General features: G+C 61.7%; 14 protein-coding genes. 7 read left to right on the top strand and 7 right to left on the bottom strand.

The window, feature by feature from the left end:
* Positions 1–59 precede the first annotated feature (59 nt).
* The 7 genes from rbfA (at position 60) to ACWPW0_RS18360 (ending at position 6,427) form a co-directional block, all read left to right on the top strand.
* The gene (gene rbfA / locus ACWPW0_RS18390; protein WP_447593826.1) at positions 60–437 is read left to right on the top strand and encodes a 30S ribosome-binding factor RbfA; all 378 of its coding nucleotides are present in this window, start codon (positions 60–62) and stop codon (positions 435–437) included.
* Positions 438–439: 2 nt separating this feature from the next.
* Positions 440–1,357, top strand: coding sequence for a tRNA pseudouridine(55) synthase TruB (gene truB / locus ACWPW0_RS18385; RefSeq protein ID WP_454256109.1), 918 nt, complete (start codon positions 440–442; stop codon positions 1,355–1,357).
* 153 nt (positions 1,358–1,510) lie between these two features.
* The gene (rpsO, locus tag ACWPW0_RS18380) at positions 1,511–1,780 is read left to right on the top strand and encodes a 30S ribosomal protein S15 (protein WP_160082491.1); all 270 of its coding nucleotides are present in this window, start codon (positions 1,511–1,513) and stop codon (positions 1,778–1,780) included.
* A 212-nt stretch (positions 1,781–1,992) separates the two neighbouring features.
* A complete protein-coding gene (gene pnp, locus ACWPW0_RS18375; RefSeq protein WP_454256108.1) occupies positions 1,993–4,098 on the top strand; it encodes a polyribonucleotide nucleotidyltransferase in 2,106 nt (701 codons plus the stop codon).
* 182 nt (positions 4,099–4,280) lie between these two features.
* A complete protein-coding gene (locus tag ACWPW0_RS18370; RefSeq protein WP_454256107.1) occupies positions 4,281–5,609 on the top strand; it encodes a hypothetical protein in 1,329 nt (442 codons plus the stop codon).
* Between the two features lie 195 nt (positions 5,610–5,804).
* Positions 5,805–6,170: a BON domain-containing protein gene (locus tag ACWPW0_RS18365; protein WP_447593817.1), complete on the top strand. Its 366-nt coding sequence runs from the start codon at positions 5,805–5,807 to the stop codon at positions 6,168–6,170.
* Between the two features lie 59 nt (positions 6,171–6,229).
* Positions 6,230–6,427 (top strand): CsbD family protein, encoded by a 198-nt coding sequence (locus tag ACWPW0_RS18360; protein ID WP_447593815.1) that lies wholly within the window; start codon positions 6,230–6,232, stop codon positions 6,425–6,427.
* A gap of 55 nt (positions 6,428–6,482) precedes the next feature.
* On the opposite strand, the gene ACWPW0_RS18355 is transcribed toward ACWPW0_RS18360, so the two are convergent.
* The 7 genes from ACWPW0_RS18355 to acs form a co-directional block, all read right to left on the bottom strand.
* Complete coding sequence (locus tag ACWPW0_RS18355) at positions 6,483–7,940, bottom strand: rhomboid family intramembrane serine protease (RefSeq protein ID WP_454256774.1); 1,458 nt, start codon at positions 7,938–7,940, stop codon at positions 6,483–6,485.
* A 57-nt stretch (positions 7,941–7,997) separates the two neighbouring features.
* The gene (locus ACWPW0_RS18350) at positions 7,998–8,300 is read right to left on the bottom strand and encodes a DUF2845 domain-containing protein (RefSeq protein ID WP_454256106.1); all 303 of its coding nucleotides are present in this window, start codon (positions 8,298–8,300) and stop codon (positions 7,998–8,000) included.
* 25 nt (positions 8,301–8,325) lie between these two features.
* Entirely contained in the window at positions 8,326–8,619 is a 294-nt protein-coding gene (locus ACWPW0_RS18345; RefSeq protein ID WP_454256105.1) for a DUF2845 domain-containing protein, read from the bottom strand.
* A 2-nt stretch (positions 8,620–8,621) separates the two neighbouring features.
* Positions 8,622–11,609 carry a DUF748 domain-containing protein gene (locus tag ACWPW0_RS18340; protein ID WP_454256104.1) on the bottom strand — a complete coding sequence of 996 codons (2,988 nt, stop codon included), beginning with the start codon at positions 11,607–11,609 and terminating at the stop codon, positions 8,622–8,624.
* A gap of 88 nt (positions 11,610–11,697) precedes the next feature.
* A complete protein-coding gene (locus ACWPW0_RS18335; protein ID WP_454256103.1) occupies positions 11,698–12,714 on the bottom strand; it encodes a class I SAM-dependent rRNA methyltransferase in 1,017 nt (338 codons plus the stop codon).
* A gap of 275 nt (positions 12,715–12,989) precedes the next feature.
* Complete coding sequence (locus tag ACWPW0_RS18330) at positions 12,990–13,868, bottom strand: oxygenase MpaB family protein (protein ID WP_454256102.1); 879 nt, start codon at positions 13,866–13,868, stop codon at positions 12,990–12,992.
* A gap of 132 nt (positions 13,869–14,000) precedes the next feature.
* Positions 14,001–15,938, bottom strand: coding sequence for an acetate--CoA ligase (gene acs, locus ACWPW0_RS18325; RefSeq protein WP_454256101.1), 1,938 nt, complete (start codon positions 15,936–15,938; stop codon positions 14,001–14,003).
* Positions 15,939–16,084 lie beyond the last annotated feature (146 nt).

The following is a 16,084-nucleotide window of genomic DNA, read 5'->3' as shown; positions in this document are numbered from 1 at the left end:
GGCCGGGCGTTTGCCGCTTTTGAACCCGCTGGTGATTGCTGGCGGGGGAGGTCAGGAAAATGGCAAAAGACTACAGCCGTACCCAGCGTATCGGCGACCAGATCCAGCGCGAGCTGGCACAGATGATTCCGCGTGAGGTCAAGGACCCACGTCTGGGCTTCGTCACCATCACCGCTGTCGAAGTCAGCCGGGATGTGGGGCATGCCAAGGTGTTCATCACCGTCATGGGTGAGAACGACGAGGACAAGATCAAGCAGAACCTGCTCGTGCTCAAGGATGCAGCGGGTTTCCTGCGCATGCTGTTGGGCAAGGCCATGAAGCTGCGCAGCGTACCGACGCTGCATTTCCACTATGACGAGAGCATTTCCCGCGGTGTGCACCTGTCGGCTCTGATCGAGCGTGCCGTCTCGGAAGACAGCAAGCACCAGGACGATTGAGCGTGGCCCAGGTAAAACGTATCCGTCGCAAGGTCGACGGCATCATTCTGCTCGACAAGCCCCTGGGCTTCAGCTCCAACGCAGCCCTGCAGAAGGTGCGCTGGCTGCTCAATGCCGAGAAGGCCGGGCACACCGGCAGCCTCGATCCACTGGCCACTGGCGTCCTGCCGCTGTGCTTCGGGGAAGCCACAAAGTTCTCCCAGTACCTGCTGGATGCGGACAAGGGCTATGAGACAGTGGCTCGACTCGGCGTCACCACCACCACCGGCGATGCCGAGGGCGATGTGCTCGAGCAGCGCGAAGTGACCGTCGATCGGGCGGATATCGAGGCACTGCTGCCACGTTTTCGTGGTGAAATCAGCCAGATACCACCGATGTACTCTGCCCTGAAGAAGGATGGCCAGCCTCTCTACAAGCTGGCGCGGGCCGGCGAGGTAGTGGAGCGCGAGGCGCGTTCTGTTACTATTGCGCGCCTGGAATTGCTGGACCTTGATCAGTCTGCTCTGCGACTAGCGGTTGGCTGCAGCAAAGGCACGTATATTCGTACGCTGGTCGAGGATCTCGGTCAGTTGCTGGGCTGTGGTGCGCACGTGGCTGAATTGCGGCGTACTCAGGCGGGACCATTTGCCCTGGCGCAGACGGTAACCCTAGACGCGTTGGAGCAAGCCCACGCCGAAGGTGGCAGTGAAGCGCTGGATCGTTTCCTGATGCCGGCAGACAGTGGCCTGCAGCATTGGCCGTTGTTGCAGTTCTCCGAGCACAGCACTTACTACTGGTTGCATGGTCAGCCGGTACGGGCCCCGGAAGCGCCGAAGTTCGGCATGGTGCGGGTGCAGGATCACAATGGTCGCTTCATCGGCATCGGTGAAGTGAGCGAAGACGGGCGCATTGCGCCGCGTCGATTGATTCGGTCGGAATGACCGGAGCCACAGGCGGATTCGTCTGCCTGTGGACTGTCGTCAGCGGGCTTATCTGTTGTCGACTCGAGGGTGGCTGTTAACAGGCATGGTCATTCCTCATTAATTAACTACAGGGAGCAGTCCCTGGCCTGTTCACTCTAGGAGCCCATTACCATGGCACTGAGCGTTGAAGAAAAAGCCCAGATCGTAACCGACTACAAGCAAGCTGAAGGCGATACCGGTAGCCCGGAAGTGCAGGTTGCCCTGCTGACCGCCAACATCAACAAGCTGCAAGGCCACTTCAAGGCCAACGGCAAAGATCACCACTCCCGTCGTGGTCTGATCCGTATGGTTAACCAGCGTCGCAAGTTGCTGGACTACCTGAAGGGTAAAGATGTATCGCGTTACAGCGCCCTGATTGGTCGCCTGGGTCTGCGTCGTTAAGACGTAAACCTGAAGTGAGAAGCTGGAAGTCATGAGTCTCCGCCGCGTCAACCGGCTGGGGTTCGTGCTTCCAGCTTCTGGCTTTTTACAGAATGGAATTTGAAACCCGTTCAAAAACCGGTTCTGGCGAGCCGAGTTCTGAACAGGTTTTCAGGGGGTTCAGTCCCTCGTTTCAGCAGTTTCCCCAAGGCAACAAAGAGAAGGAAAACACCGTGAACCCGGTAATCAAGAAGTTTCAGTTCGGTCAATCGACCGTTACCCTCGAGACAGGCCGTATCGCCCGTCAAGCCTCCGGCGCTGTGCTGGTCACCGTTGACGACGACGTCACCGTATTGGTCGCCGTAACCGGCGCCAAGTCTGCTGACCCCAGCAAAGGCTTCTTCCCGCTGTCCGTGCACTACCAGGAAAAAACCTACGCTGCCGGCAAGATCCCAGGTGGTTTCTTCAAGCGTGAGGCGCGTCCTTCCGAGAAAGAAACCCTGACCTCGCGTCTGATCGATCGCCCGATCCGCCCACTGTTCCCGGAAGGCTTCCAGAACGAAGTGCAGGTCATCTGCACCGTGGTTTCCACCAGCAAGAAGACTGATCCGGACATCGCAGCGATGATCGGTACGTCGGCTGCCCTGGCCATCTCCGGTATCCCGTTCAACGGTCCGATCGGCGCCGCGCGCGTTGCCTTCCACCCGGAAACCGGCTACCTGTTGAACCCGACCTACGAGCAGCTCAAGGCTTCCAGCCTGGACATGGTCGTGGCCGGTACCAAAGACGCCGTGCTGATGGTTGAATCCGAAGCCAAAGAGCTGACCGAAGACCAGATGCTGGGCGCCGTTCTGTTCGCCCACGACGAATTCCAGGCCGTTATCCAGGCTGTTACCGAGCTGGCTGCCGAAGCCGCCAAACCGACTTGGGACTGGCAGCCGAAAGCGGAAAACACCACCCTGCTCAATGCGATTCGCAGCGAGTTCGGCGAGGCGATTTCCCAGGCCTACACCATCATCATCAAGCAGGACCGCTACGCGCGTCTGGGCGAGCTGCGTGACCAGGTGGTTGCCAAGTTCTCCGGTGAAGAAGGTCAGCCGTCTGCTGGTGAAGTCAAAGATGCCTTCGGCGAAATCGAATACCGCACCGTGCGCGAGAACATCGTCAACGGCAAACCGCGTATCGATGGCCGTGACACCCGCACCGTACGTGGCTTGAACATCGAAGTCGGTGTTCTCGACAAGACCCATGGTTCGGCACTGTTCACCCGTGGTGAAACCCAGGCGCTGGTCGTTGCCACCCTCGGTACTGCCCGTGACGCGCAGTTGCTCGACACCCTTGAAGGCGAGAAGAAAGACCCCTTCATGCTGCACTACAACTTCCCACCGTACTCGGTCGGTGAGTGTGGTCGCATGGGCGCTACCGGTCGCCGCGAAATCGGCCACGGTCGCCTGGCTCGTCGTTCGGTTCAGGCCATGCTGCCGGCCGCTGACGTATTCCCGTACACCATCCGCGTGGTATCGGAAATCACCGAGTCCAACGGTTCCAGCTCCATGGCTTCCGTGTGCGGTGCTTCCCTGGCCCTGATGGACGCCGGTGTGCCGATGAAGGCGCCGGTTGCTGGTATCGCCATGGGTCTGGTCAAGGAAGGTGAGAAGTTCGCTGTTCTGACTGACATTCTGGGTGACGAAGATCACCTGGGCGACATGGACTTCAAGGTGGCCGGTACCGCCAATGGCGTCACTGCGCTGCAGATGGACATCAAGATCCAGGGCATCACCGAAGAGATCATGGAAATCGCTCTGGGCCAGGCCCTGGAAGCGCGCCTGAACATCCTCGGCCAGATGAACCAGGTCATTGCTCAGTCCCGTAGCGAACTGTCGGCCAACGCACCGACCATGATCGCCATGAAGATCGACCAGGACAAAATCCGCGACGTCATCGGCAAGGGTGGCGCGACCATCCGTGCCATCTGCGAAGAAACCAAGGCGTCGATCGACATCGAAGACGACGGCTCGATCAAGATCTTCGGCGAAACCAAGGAAGCTGCCGAGGCCGCGCGTCAGCGTGTTCTGGGTATCACCGCGGAAGCCGAGATCGGCAAGATCTATGTCGGCAAGGTTGAGCGTATCGTCGACTTCGGTGCCTTCGTCAACATCCTGCCGGGCAAGGACGGTCTGGTGCACATCTCGATGCTGAGCGATCAGCGTGTCGAGAAGGTCACTGACGTTCTGAAAGAAGGCCAGGAAGTGAAGGTTCTGGTACTCGACGTCGACAACCGCGGCCGCATCAAGCTGTCGATCAAGGATGTCGCTGCTGCCGAGGCCTCGGGCGTATAACACCCCGGCGTCTGCATGCATGAAGAGGGCCCCTTGCGGGCCCTCTTTTTTTGCCCTGAAATACGCCCTTTGCGGTTCCACACGGATGTCTGGCCATGGAAAAGAGTTACTGCCGTTATCACGCGAGTCAGCCCGCAACCTGGCGCTGCTCCCCCTGCGAGCGTGATTTTGGCGACTGTTGCATGCCTTTGAATGTCGAGGCTCCGGACGAAATACCGGTCTGCCCGTTGTGTCGTACCCGTCTAGAGTTCCTCGGTGCGGCCAATACGGCCCAGCCATTTTGGGAGCGCATCCCCCAGTTCTTCCTCTATGGCTTCCAGCGTGGGCCGCTGCTGTTCAGCATCGCGCTGGCGCTGGCCAGTTTGTTCATGCCGAGCTGGAAGCTGTTATGGCTGGCTCTGTTCAGTGTGGCGACCAAGTACCTGCAAAGCGTGATCGAACGTGTCAGCCAGGGCGGGCGTGAGGCGCCGGGGTTGGCCGGTGCCTTTTCAGGAGAGGGATTCAGTCTGTTCTGGCGGCTATTGGTGCTGTTCCTCATTGCCTTCGGTGTGCTCTGGGTAGCCAGCGATTTTGGCAGTGAGGCGCTGTATTGGGCCGTCAGCCTGGCGCTGCAACTGGTGATTCCGGCGAGCATCATCCGCCTGGCGCTGAGCAAGACTCTGGGGGCGGCGTTGAACCCTGAAGAGGTCGGCCAGGTGATCCGTGCCATGGGCTGGCGCTATCTGATCCTCTGGGTGTTCCTGTTCATTCTCTGGCAATCCCCGGCCTGGGTGACCTACATGCTGGCCAATGGTTTGCCGGGCGTCGTGCTCGTGCCAATCGCGACGCTGCTGTTCGGTTATTTCAGTGTGGTGATGTGCGCCATGATGGGCTATGCGGTTTTCCAGTATCAGGGAGCGCTGGGCTTCGCGATTGCCGAGGAGGGCACGGCTGTCGGTTTGCCGGAAGAGGAGTATCGGCAGCGCAAGGCCATCGCTGAGAGTGAAATCCGCTTCAAGGAAGGCCAGAGTGGTCCGGCGCTGGAAGTACTGGCCCAGGCTCTGGACCGTACCCCCAATGACCTTAAGCTCAATGAGCGTCTTCATCAGCTTCTGTTCGGCCTTGGCGCACGCGAACGGTGCCTGCGCCATATGGCCCATTATCTGCCGCTGGTGGCACGCACCAATCCGGCGCTGGCGGCTACTGCGCTGCTCAATGCGCGGCAGTTGCAACCCGACTACCTGCCTGATGATGCACAGGTTTGTGAGCGTGTGGCGGCGGCGCTGATCGAGCGTCATCGGGTGCGTGAGGGCTTGAGCCTATTGCGCAATCTGCACGTGCGTTTTCCCGATTATCCGTTTATTGCGCGAGCCTACCTGCTGGCCGCCCGCGGTTTTGCCGAGGGCCTTGGGCAGAACGAACCGGCCTTGAAACTGCTGCGTTATATCCGCGCGCGCTACCCGCAGTCTTCGTTGCTGGCCGAGGTCAGTAATCTTGAGGCGACCGTGGCACGCCTGGCTGGCCAGGCGTGATTCGTGCAAATTGCCTGACGCCATGAGCCGCAACTTGCAGAATGCACGAGAAAGGAGAATTATTTTTTAGCTAAGTGTTTGATTTATAAGTTAAATAATTTGTGCGTGAGGTTGGCACAGCGCTTGCGATAGTACTACTGGACTGCAGCCGGGAACTGGCTCGCAGATATCTGGAACGTACAGGAGTCGATACCCATGAAACAGCCAATCAACAAGATCGCTTTTGCCGCTATCGCTGCTGCTGCCCTGAGCCTGCCACTGGCCGGGACTGCCTTCGCCCAGAACAGTGTGGCTGTACAACCGACCATGCTGGCCGCCAATACCGTCGACAAGGCTGAAGAAGCCGTGTCCGACACCTGGATTACCAGCAAGGTGAAGTCGACATTCCTCGCCGAGAGCAATCTCAGCGGTCTGGATATCAAGGTCGAGACCAACAAGGGCGTTGTGTCCCTGTCCGGCGTCGTAGCCACTGATTCCGAGCGTGATCTGGCTATCGCCAAGGCCAAGGAGATCAAAGGCGTGAAAGCGGTATCCGCTGATGGCCTGAAGTCTGCTGACTGATCACGCAGTAATCGCCAGGGGCTAGATGCCTTGTTCACTCAACCATGGAGGACAGGATCATGAACAGCGACGTTATCAAAGGGAAGTGGAAGCAGCTCAGTGGGCGCATCAAGGAACGTTGGGGCAACCTGACCGATGACGACCTGGGTGTAGCCGAAGGCCATAGTGAATACCTGGCTGGCAAGCTGCAGGAGCGCTACGGCTGGACCAAGGAAAAGGCTCAGCAAGAGTTGCGCGACTTCAGCGATAAGCTGTAACGCGACACGCGCAACGGAGTGCGCAAAAGCCCCGCAGGAAACTGCGGGGCTTTTTTCATTGTGTGGCCAGGTGCTGACGGAATACCCCGAGCTGTGCGGTCTGCTCTGCGTCGGGGTAGGCCTTGCCCATGAACTGGCTGAGCTCGGTCACGGCGGTCATATCGTGTCGCCGCCCCAACTGCTTGGCCAGCTGCAGGGTCAGGATGGGGAAGTTGGCAGGTTGAGGTGTGTTACGCGCCACGATGCGCCAGGAGGCCAATGCCAGTTGTGGATGCTCGGTATCGCTCAGCAGCCGCTGCAGCAAATGGACCTGCAGTACTGGATGGTGCAGCAGACGCTGCTGCGAATCGGCACTGTCACGCGCCAGGCGATGCAGCAACGTACGGTTAGCAGGCTGTTCGGGTAAGGTCAGGATCTGCTTGAGCACACCGCCAAGTAGCGGTTTGTCCTGACGGTTCAGTGCAAGAGGGTAGAGGCGCTCGAGTAGGCCGAGGCGACCAGGATAGCGTTGGAGCAGGTCCAGGCCTCGGGTGCTGGCCTGGTGCAGCTCGAAGCGGCTGATCAACTGGTCGAGGTTGACCAGCTCGCGCTTGAAGGGAGCGTCCGGGTCTTCCTTGTGCAGATAGTGTTCGTCGACGCCCAGCTTCCCGCTCAGGCGCGGTAGCCAGACGGCAAGAAAACCCGCGGCCAATCCACCGAGGTGGGCATAGTAGTTGACGTGATCATTGGCCAGCAGCAGGCCATACAGCTCCTTGCCCATCCAGACCGGCAGGATCCACAGGGCGGGTGCCTTGAAGTAGCCGAACAAGGGGCCGAGCCAGTAGAAGAAGTTGATGCGCCGCAGGCCGTACACACCGATGTACATGCCCATCAGGCCGGAAATTGCGCCGGATGCACCGACTCCGCTGATCCAGGTCGGGTCCAGTGCCCACCAGAGCAGGTGCGAGGCTGCGCCACTGAGCAGATAAAGGCCGAGGTACACAGCTCGCCCCAGAGCGATCTCCAAGGCGAAGCCGAAGATGAACAGGAATACCATGTTGCCCAGCAGGTGCTCGGCACTGCCATGCAGGAACATGGCGCCGAACAGGCCTTCCACGGTAAAGCGTGCCGGAATGAAGCCAAAACGAATGCTGCTGAGTTGGTTGCGTGCGGCCTCTGCTTTTCCCCGGGCGGCTTGCCAGGCAGCATCTTGCTGGTAGTCGGGGCGTTGATGCAGGGTATGCTCGAATTGCAGGTCACTCAGGATCAGAGAGGCCAGGTCTTGTCTCCGGGCCGCGTCGAGGTCGCGGCGTGAGGTCTGGTCCAGCGTGTGGCGCTGGCTGAAGTCCTCGATGAACAACGCACGTTCGCGATTGAGCAGGCCGCCGTCCAGGTACAAGCCGACTGCTTCCTCGCGGCGCTCGGTGTCGCCGCCTTGGTAGCCGAAGTAGATGAGGGTGTTGAGCAGAATCAGCAGCAGGGTGACCACCGGCGGACGCTTCCAGTCCAGCGGGTGTTCGGCAGGCAGGATCATCACGGCGGGTTAATCTCGCATACGATTCTGGGGGAAGTACTATGAGCGTCTGTCGCTTCAGTTGCCGCGCTTGCTCTCGATCCTGACCAGGCGATTACCCTCCAGGCGCAGGTAGTGGTACATGCCGTTGCGCGGCCCGTAGATCCACTCTTCGATTTTCACTTCGCGGCCATAGCCGTACTCATCCAGGGCGGCCCGGTAACCGAGAAATTCGCGGCTGACCGGCTCGCCACATTTGCTCTGCACTTCGGCGCTGATGGCGCCAACGCTGACCAGGCTGCTACCGCAGCGCAGGGTCGCGCCTGCCTCGGCGGTGCTGGCCATGATCAGGCAGAGAGCAGGAACAAGCATCTTCAGCATGGGGGGCTCGATGGTTGGGGAGCGCTCAGCGCCTGCGCTGTTTTTCAATGCGTACCAGGCGGTTGGCTTCGAAGGTCAGGATGCTGTACATGCCGTTCTGAGGGCCGTACAGCCATTCTTCGATCTTGAACTCGCGACGATCATAGCCCCCCAGGGTGTAACCGAGCAGCTCGCGCTGTGCGGGAGGGCCACATTTGTTTTCGACCTCGAAGGCCCGGTCACCAATATTGATGAGTTGAGTGCCGCAGCGCATCGTCGCCGCCTGGAGCTGGCCGTAGGCCAGGCTGCCGAGCAGCAGGAGCACGACGCGCAGGCGCATGTTTATTCGCCACTGCCCAGGTGCAAGGCGGTGGCTACACGGCCATCGGCTTCCGCTTCGGCGCTGTTGACGTCGAGCAGGTAGACGCGCTGGTCTTCCAGGCCGCCTTTCTCGACCAGGTATTCCTTGATGCTCGCAGCGCGTGCCTGGCTCAGCTGGCGCAGCAGGAGCTGACTTTCGCCCCAGGATTGCAGCACGGCATTGCGCAGGTTGGCGACGCGCTGCTCATCTGGCAGGTCCTTCCATTCGGCCGGTGGCTGCTGTTTCAGGCGGTTGCGGTAGATGGCTTCCAGCAGGATGTCCTTGTCGCCGTCCTTGACCACCAGATCGCTAGGTTCGGCGGGGACTTTGTCGCCGCGCCGCTGCAGCATCTTGTACCAGGTGGTCTGGTATTCGCGCTCCAGCCGCTGTTCAGCCAGTAGAGGGCCGTCGCTGCTTTGTGCGCTCATGCCCTCTACTTCCAGACGCAGCACCGGGCGTTCCTTGAGGGCGGCGGCCAGGGTGTCGAGAGATTTCTGCGCGTTGCCATCGAGTTCGCTGCTGCCAGCGGCGAACTGCACCTGGCTGAGGTCGCTGTCACTGCCACCTACCAGGCCGGCGATGAACTTGAACGGGGCCTGGGCCGCACGCAACACCAGATTGCGCACGGTTTGCCAGACGATCGGCATCACGCTGAATTCGGGGTTGTTGAGGTCGCCTTTGACCGGAAGCTCGATGGAGATCTTGCCCTCGGTGTCCTTGAGCAGGGCGATGGCCAGGCGGATCGGCAGGTCCACGGCATCCTTGCTGTCGACCCGTTCGCCGAGCTGCAGATTTTCCAGCAGCAGCTTGTTGTCGGCGTTGAGCTGACCTTTCTCGATGCGGTAGTGCAGGTCGAGGTTGAGGCGGCCCTTGCGGATGCGATAACCGGCGAACTTGCCCGAGTAAGGCGTCAGGGTAGTCAGTTCGACATTCTTGAAGCTGGTGGCGATATCGAGGCTGTTCATCGGGTCGAACGGCGTCAGGCTGCCCTTGATGCTGACCGGCGCGTAGCGGTCGACCTTGCCCTGGATATCCACGGAGGCGGTTTTCGGGCTCTGGTTGTCCAGGGTGCCGATCTTGCCGTTGAGTTGCTGGATGGCCGTGGCGAAGTTGGGGGTGAGGCTGAAGTCGGCGAAGTTGGCCGAGCCATTGTTGATGGCGACCCCCCCGATCCGAATACCCAGCGGCTTGCCCGGAGCCGCCGGCTTGGCATTGGCATCGGTGGGTTGCGGAATCAACAGGTCATTGACGTTGGTGGTCAGGTTCTCGTTGATGATGAACCGCACATACGGCCGGTCCAGGGTGACCTGGGCAATATTCAGGCTGTCCTCGTGGCGGTAGTCGATGCCATCCACCTGTACCTGCTGCCAGCGCAGGAAGTCGCGCTCCTTGATGGTGTCGAGGGTATGCAGTTGTTTGATGGTGGCAGCACCCTTGATGGTGAAGGCCAGTGGCTCGGTGCTTTTCAGGTCGACGGCCAGGTCGCTGCCCAGCATCCCGCTACGCAGCTCCAGGTGCACGAATGGGCTGATATAGGCCTGGGCCAGGCGCAGGTCGATGTCGCGGGTCGCTACCTGCAGCGTGGCACTGACCGGGCTCAGCTGGACCTTGCCCTCGGCCTTGATCTGGCCATTCTTGTTCACGCGGGTGTCGAGCTTGATGCCAAAAGGCGAGGTACCCAGGCTATCGAAATCGGTCAGGTCGAGGTTGAGTGGTGCCAGGTCGACCGTGACGGGTTGCTGCCCGGCGCCTCGGTCGACGAGGTGTACCTGATAATCGCGCAGTTGCACGTCGCGCAACAGCACCTGCCAGGGTTTGGCGGGCTCTGCAGCGGTCGGTTGGGCGCTGGTGGTCTTAGTGTTTTCGTCCGTGGTTTGCGCCGGCTCAGTTTTTGTCTCAGCCTGCTCTGGAGCTGGAGCTGGAGCTGGAGCTGGAGCTGGAGCTGGAGCTGCCGGTTTGGCTGCTTGGCTGGCAAACAGTTTCTGCCAGTCGAGCTGGCCATCGGCTTCGCGCGCCGCCCAGGTTTCCAGCGCTTGGCTGCGGATCTTGCCGACCACGACTTGCTGCTTGGCGAGGTCCAGCGTGGTCTCACTGACATCCAGGCTTTGCAACTTCACCAGCGGCTTGTCGTCGGGGTTCTTGATGGCGAAATTGGCGATGCTGGCGGAGGTATTGTTGAGCAGCAGCTCGGTGCCCTTGGCCAGGTTCAGCGTGTACTCGGTGCTCAGGCTGACGTGGCCTTGCTCCAGAACCAGCGGCACGGCGTCACGCACATAGGGCCAGAAGCCTTTCATGTCGAGATCGGTGAGCTTCAGTTGGCCGCTGGAACTGATCGGGGTAAGGCTGACCTGGCCTTCCCAGTCGATGCGCCCTCCATGCGGGCCGGTGGCCACGAGGGTCATGTCGGCGTTGTCGTCGGGCAGGGTGCTGAGGTTGTGCAACTGCAGGTTGAGCGAGTCGTAGACGAATTCGACCGGCTCGCTGGGGCGCTGGTCTTCGAAGTGCAGGCCGCTTTCGATCAGGGTGATGCGGTCGATACGCAGCGGGAAGGGCTTGCTGGGTGTTTCCTGTGGCGGCTGCTCGGGGCTGGGCGGCAGTTTGAATAGCTGGGTGAGGTTGAGAGTCCCGTCCTTGGCGAACAGTACCTCGGTATGTGAGCGCTCCAGCTCCACATCGGCCAGGTGCAGGGCGCCGCTCCACAGGCTGTCCAGTTGCAGGTTGGCATACAGACGCTGGAAGCCGATCTGGTCCTGCTCGGGCGTCCCGATATGCAGCCCCCACAGGCTCAGCTCAAGGCTGAACGGATTGAGTTCGATGCGCTCTAGGCGGGCCGGTACGGTGGCGTATTCCGCCAGTTGCTGGTTGACGACGCGCAGGGCGATGCCAGGGATGATCAGGAAGCCGAGCAGGCTGTACAGGGCTAGGGTAATCAGCAGGGCGCTCGCGGCGCGTTTCAATCCTTTGGGCATGGGGAGGCGTCATCTTCCAGGCTGCGATGCGGGAAGTATGGCATGGCTATCGCGCCTTTGGGCGCCTGGCGCGACGGCCTGTTGGCATTCAGAAATGCAGAATCAATGTCTTCAGCGGTGGTTGGCCATCCTGCGAGGGGAAGTCGAGGGCTGGAGGCAGATGCTCATACTCGCGTACTGGCCGACCGAGCTTTTCAGCGCAACGCAGTACCTGGTTCCGCCATTCGGTGAAGGCGACCTTTGCCAGGTTGTTGCAGCAGATCAACGTGCCATCGGCCGCGGTGGTGAGAATCGCGGGCTTGAGCAGACTCTGGTAGTCGCGCTGTAGATCGACCGTGCCGAATGCGCTTTTGGCCCAGGCGGGAGGGTCAAGCAGCACCAGGTCGAACTGGCGAGCAGCGAGCTTGGGGTAATGCGGTAGTTTCTGCCCGCGGCGACTGCTGATGGGTAGGTCGGCAAATTGGCGAATCGCCGGGAAGTAGTCGGACTGGATGAACTGCATGGCCGGCAGGCCCGGGTTCAGCGCATTGTTTTCCCGGCCGACGGCCAGGTTGCCTTCGGCGAAATCCAGGTTGACCACTTCACGCGCGCCTCCGGCTGCGGCGCACAGGCCGACACCGCAGGTGTAGGCGAACAGGTTGAGCACCGACTTGCCCTGGCTGTGCGCTTTGACCCAGCCACGGGCATTGCGCAGGTCGAGGAACAGCAGCGGATCCTGCCCGGCATGGCGGCCGCGGATGCGGTAGTTCAGCCCCCATTCGCGGCCGATCTGTTCCGCCAGCGCTTCGGCTGTGGCCTGGTAGACGGGATCACTGCGGTCGATTCGCGAGTTGCCCTGCGAGCGGTCGTTGTAGACGAGGTGCAAGGGCAGGCCGAGGTGTTCTTCCACGGTGGCGTGCACGGCGAGCAAGGCTTCCCGTTCCAGTGGCTGATGAAAGCTCTGGACCAGCAACTGCGGGCCGTAACGATCGACGGTCAGGCCGGGCGCGCCTTCCTGGCTGCCATGGAACAGCCGGTAACAGTCGGTTTGCTGGTTGTGCAGTTGCTCCAGCAGGTCTTGGCGTTGGTCGAGTGCGGCGCGCAGCGCCTGGGCGAGAGAAGGCATGCGCGCTGTCTCGGATAAGGGGCGCGCAGTTTATCAGGCCTGGGAACTGCGGGCTGCTGGCGCTGCAACTGCGCGTGCGGTCTGGGTAACAGGAATGAACTGTCGGCTCCGTTGCGAGCTTTCGTAGGAACGGGCCTTGCCCGCGACGCCTTTCACGCCCCGGACTTTCGCAGGCAAGGCCTGCTCTCACGAAGGGTCGAGCGCTGCCTCGTCTCTCATCGGAACCGCTCCATGAGTGGGCGTGTGATACTCGACTGGCCGTACGTCCCGAGTATTTAGCTCAGGGCTGGCAGCCCCAGGCGTTTGCGGGCGCGGTGTACGGCGCCACTGCGTACTGCCCAGCGCAGCAGGGGCGCCACGCGACCGACTCCGGCAGCGATCAGGCGGCTGCGGCGAGCGCTGATGGGCTCGCCGAGCATGCCTTGGGCCCAGTGGGGCAGCAAATCGAAGCCAGCCTGCATCATCAGGGCGCCCATAGGGGCTGCGAGTGCGCTGGGGGCTGGGGCGCTGCGCAGGATACGCAGGATTTCCCGTGAGCGGTCGTCGCACCGCAGCTGCGGTCGCATGGCGTGCAGGTAGCTGTCGATCTGCACACGGGATCGGGGTATATCACGTGCACCGAGGCGTTCGGCGATCAGGGCGACTTCGTCGTAATAGCGGTCCTGGTCGGCCGGGCTGAGCTGTGGGTTGCGGTAGCGCAGGTGAGCGGCGAGGAAGCTGGAAACCTCTGCAACGTGTACCCAGGTCAGCAGGTCCGGATCGCTGGCGGCATAGGGGCGGCCATCTGGTGCGGTGCCGGTGACGCCTAGGTGGATGCGCTTGACCTTGTCGATCAGCCAGTCGGCGTCCTGGCGGCTGGCGTAGGTGGTGCCCGAGATGAACTGCCCCGTGCGCCGCAAACGCCCAAGCAGGTCTTCACGAAAGTTCGAGTGGTCCCAGACCCCGGCCAGCGCCAGGGGGTGCAGGGCTTGCAGCAACAGGGCGCTGATGCCGCCGATCATCATGCTGGTGAAATCACCGTGCACCCGCCAGCACACCGAATCAGGACCAAACAGGCCGGGGTCACCCGGTGGTTGCTCGAAATCGATCTGGCCCAGAGCCAGCCCGGTAAGGCTGAGAACCTGGGTTTCGATACGGCGGCGGAGGAATTCCATGGCGTGATGCGCTCGGTCAGGGACGGGCTGTATGCGGGAATTCTACCGCGCAGCAGACAATGCTGCGCTGGGCGTAGGGCGGACCGTGCGCACCGGCAGGATTTGCACGGCGCGCCCTACGAACAGTGGCGGTCAGCTGTTCAGGCGCTCCGCAATCAGGCTGTCGACCACGGATGGGTCGGCCAGGGTCGAGGTGTCGCCCATGTTTTCCAGTTCGTTGCAGGCGATCTTGCGCAGGATGCGTCGCATGATCTTGCCCGAGCGGGTTTTCGGCAGGCCCGGTGCCCACTGGATCAGTTCCGGCTTGGCGAAGCTGCCGATTTCCTTGCCGACCAGGGAAAGCAGTTCCTTCTTCAGGTCCTCGGATGGCTCGCTGCCGTGCATCAGGGTGATGTAGGCATAGATGCCCTGGCCCTTGAGGTCGTGCGGGTAGCCAACTACCGCGGCTTCGGCGACGGCATCGTGCAGCACCAGGGCGCTTTCCACTTCGGCGGTGCCGATGCGGTGTCCGGAGACGTTGATCACGTCGTCGACGCGGCCGGTGATCCAGTAGTAGCCGTCCTCGTCGCGGCGGGCGCCGTCGCCGGTGAAGTAGTAACCGGGGTAGGGTTTGAAGTAGGTGTCGATCATGCGTTGGTGGTCGCCGTAGACGCTGCGGATCTGGCTCGGCCAACTGGCCTTGATGGCGAGCACGCCAGCACCGGGACCGTCGATCTCCTTGCCTTGCTCGTCCAGCAATACCGGCTGTACGCCGAAGAACGGGCGGGTCGCCGAGCCGGGCTTGAGGTCGGTGGCGCCGGGCAGGGGGGTGATCAGGATGCTGCCGGTCTCGGTCTGCCACCAGGTGTCGACGATCGGGCAGCGCTGTTCGCCGACCACGTTGTAGTACCACTCCCAGGCTTCCGGATTGATCGGCTCGCCCACCGAGCCGAGCAGGCGCAGGCTGCTGCGGTCGGTCTTGCGTACCGGGCCTTCGCCTTCACGCATCAGCGCGCGCAGGGCGGTGGGTGCGGTGTAGAAGGTGTTGACCCGGTGCTTGTCGATGACTTGCCAGAAGCGCGAGGCATCCGGGTAATTGGGCACGCCCTCGAACATCAGGGTGGTGGCGCCGTTGGCCAGTGGGCCGTAGACGATGTAGCTGTGCCCGGTGACCCAGCCCACATCGGCGGTGCACCAGTAAATGTCCCCGTCGTGGTAGTCGAACACGTACTTGTGGGTCATCGCCGCGCCCAGGAGGTAACCGCCGGTCGTGTGCAGCACGCCCTTGGGTTTGCCGGTGGAGCCGGAGGTGTAGAGGATGAACAGCGGGTCTTCGGCATCCATCGGTTCGGCCGGGCATTCGCTGGCGGCCTGTTGCAGGGCCTGGTGATACCAGATGTCGCGGCCGTCGTGCCAATCGACAGTGCCCTGGGTGCGCTCGACCACCACCACGGTGGCGACGCCCGGGCAACTCTGCAGCGCCTTGTCGACGTTGGCCTTGAGCGGGATGTACTTGCCGCCGCGCACGCCCTCGTCGGCGGTGATCACGGTGCGGCAGTCGGCATCGAGAATACGGTCGCGCAGGGCATCCGGTGAGAAACCACCGAACACCACCGAGTGCACGGCCCCGATACGGCTGCAGGCGAGCATGGCGTAGGCCGCTTCCGGGATCATCGGCATGTAGATGCACACCCGGTCGCCCTTCTTCACGCCGCGATCCTTGAGCACGTTGGCCAGGCGGCAGACGTGGCTGTGCAGCTTGTTGTAGGTGATGTTGGCCGATTCCGCCGGGTTGTCGCCTTCCCAGATGATGGCGATCTGTTCGCCACGGGTGGCCAGGTGGCGGTCGATGCAGTTGTGGGCGACGTTCAGGGTGCCGCCCTTGAACCACTCGGCCTGGCCGGTTTTCAGGTCGCTGCGCTGCACCTGCTGCCAGGGCGTGAACCAGTCGAGAAAGGTGCTCGCCTGTTCGGCCCAGAAAGTATCAGGCTGGCCGATGGACTGGCGGTAGAGACGCTGGTAATCATCGTCGTTCAGGTGGGCGCGCTGGCGCACGGCGGCGGCGACGGGGTGAACGCTGATCTCGAACATGGCGGGGTCCTTTATTGTTGTGTGTCCGCGGTTGGCCCAGTGGGCAGGCGAGCCGATGTGTAGGCACTCAGGCAGACCCTTAGGGTGCACCCAAGCACTTGCTTGGTTCAAGTATCGACTCGTCTCTACGCGATCGGTTCGCCAGA

The organism is Pseudomonas sp. Marseille-Q8238, assembly GCF_965111915.1.
This window is presented reverse-complemented; position numbering and strand designations above follow the sequence as displayed.

Bases quoted from the DNA above. Each gene is read 5' to 3' on its own strand.
- ACWPW0_RS18330 (WP_454256102.1), bottom strand. From the start codon at position 13,868: ATGGAATTCCTCCGCCGCCGTATCGAAACCCAGGTTCTCAGCCTTACC.
- ACWPW0_RS18350 (WP_454256106.1), bottom strand. From the start codon at position 8,300: ATGCTGAAGATGCTTGTTCCTGCTCTCTGCCTGATCATGGCCAGCACC.
- ACWPW0_RS18360 (WP_447593815.1), top strand. From the start codon at position 6,230: ATGAACAGCGACGTTATCAAAGGGAAGTGGAAGCAGCTCAGTGGGCGC.
- ACWPW0_RS18345 (WP_454256105.1), bottom strand. From the start codon at position 8,619: ATGCGCCTGCGCGTCGTGCTCCTGCTGCTCGGCAGCCTGGCCTACGGC.
- ACWPW0_RS18355 (WP_454256774.1), bottom strand. From the start codon at position 7,940: ATGATCCTGCCTGCCGAACACCCGCTGGACTGGAAGCGTCCGCCGGTG.
- ACWPW0_RS18370 (WP_454256107.1), top strand. From the start codon at position 4,281: ATGCCTTTGAATGTCGAGGCTCCGGACGAAATACCGGTCTGCCCGTTG.
- ACWPW0_RS18340 (WP_454256104.1), bottom strand. From the start codon at position 11,609: ATGCCCAAAGGATTGAAACGCGCCGCGAGCGCCCTGCTGATTACCCTA.
- ACWPW0_RS18335 (WP_454256103.1), bottom strand. From the start codon at position 12,714: ATGCCTTCTCTCGCCCAGGCGCTGCGCGCCGCACTCGACCAACGCCAA.
- ACWPW0_RS18365 (WP_447593817.1), top strand. From the start codon at position 5,805: ATGAAACAGCCAATCAACAAGATCGCTTTTGCCGCTATCGCTGCTGCT.
- rbfA (WP_447593826.1), top strand. From the start codon at position 60: ATGGCAAAAGACTACAGCCGTACCCAGCGTATCGGCGACCAGATCCAG.
- rpsO (WP_160082491.1), top strand. From the start codon at position 1,511: ATGGCACTGAGCGTTGAAGAAAAAGCCCAGATCGTAACCGACTACAAG.
- acs (WP_454256101.1), bottom strand. From the start codon at position 15,938: ATGTTCGAGATCAGCGTTCACCCCGTCGCCGCCGCCGTGCGCCAGCGC.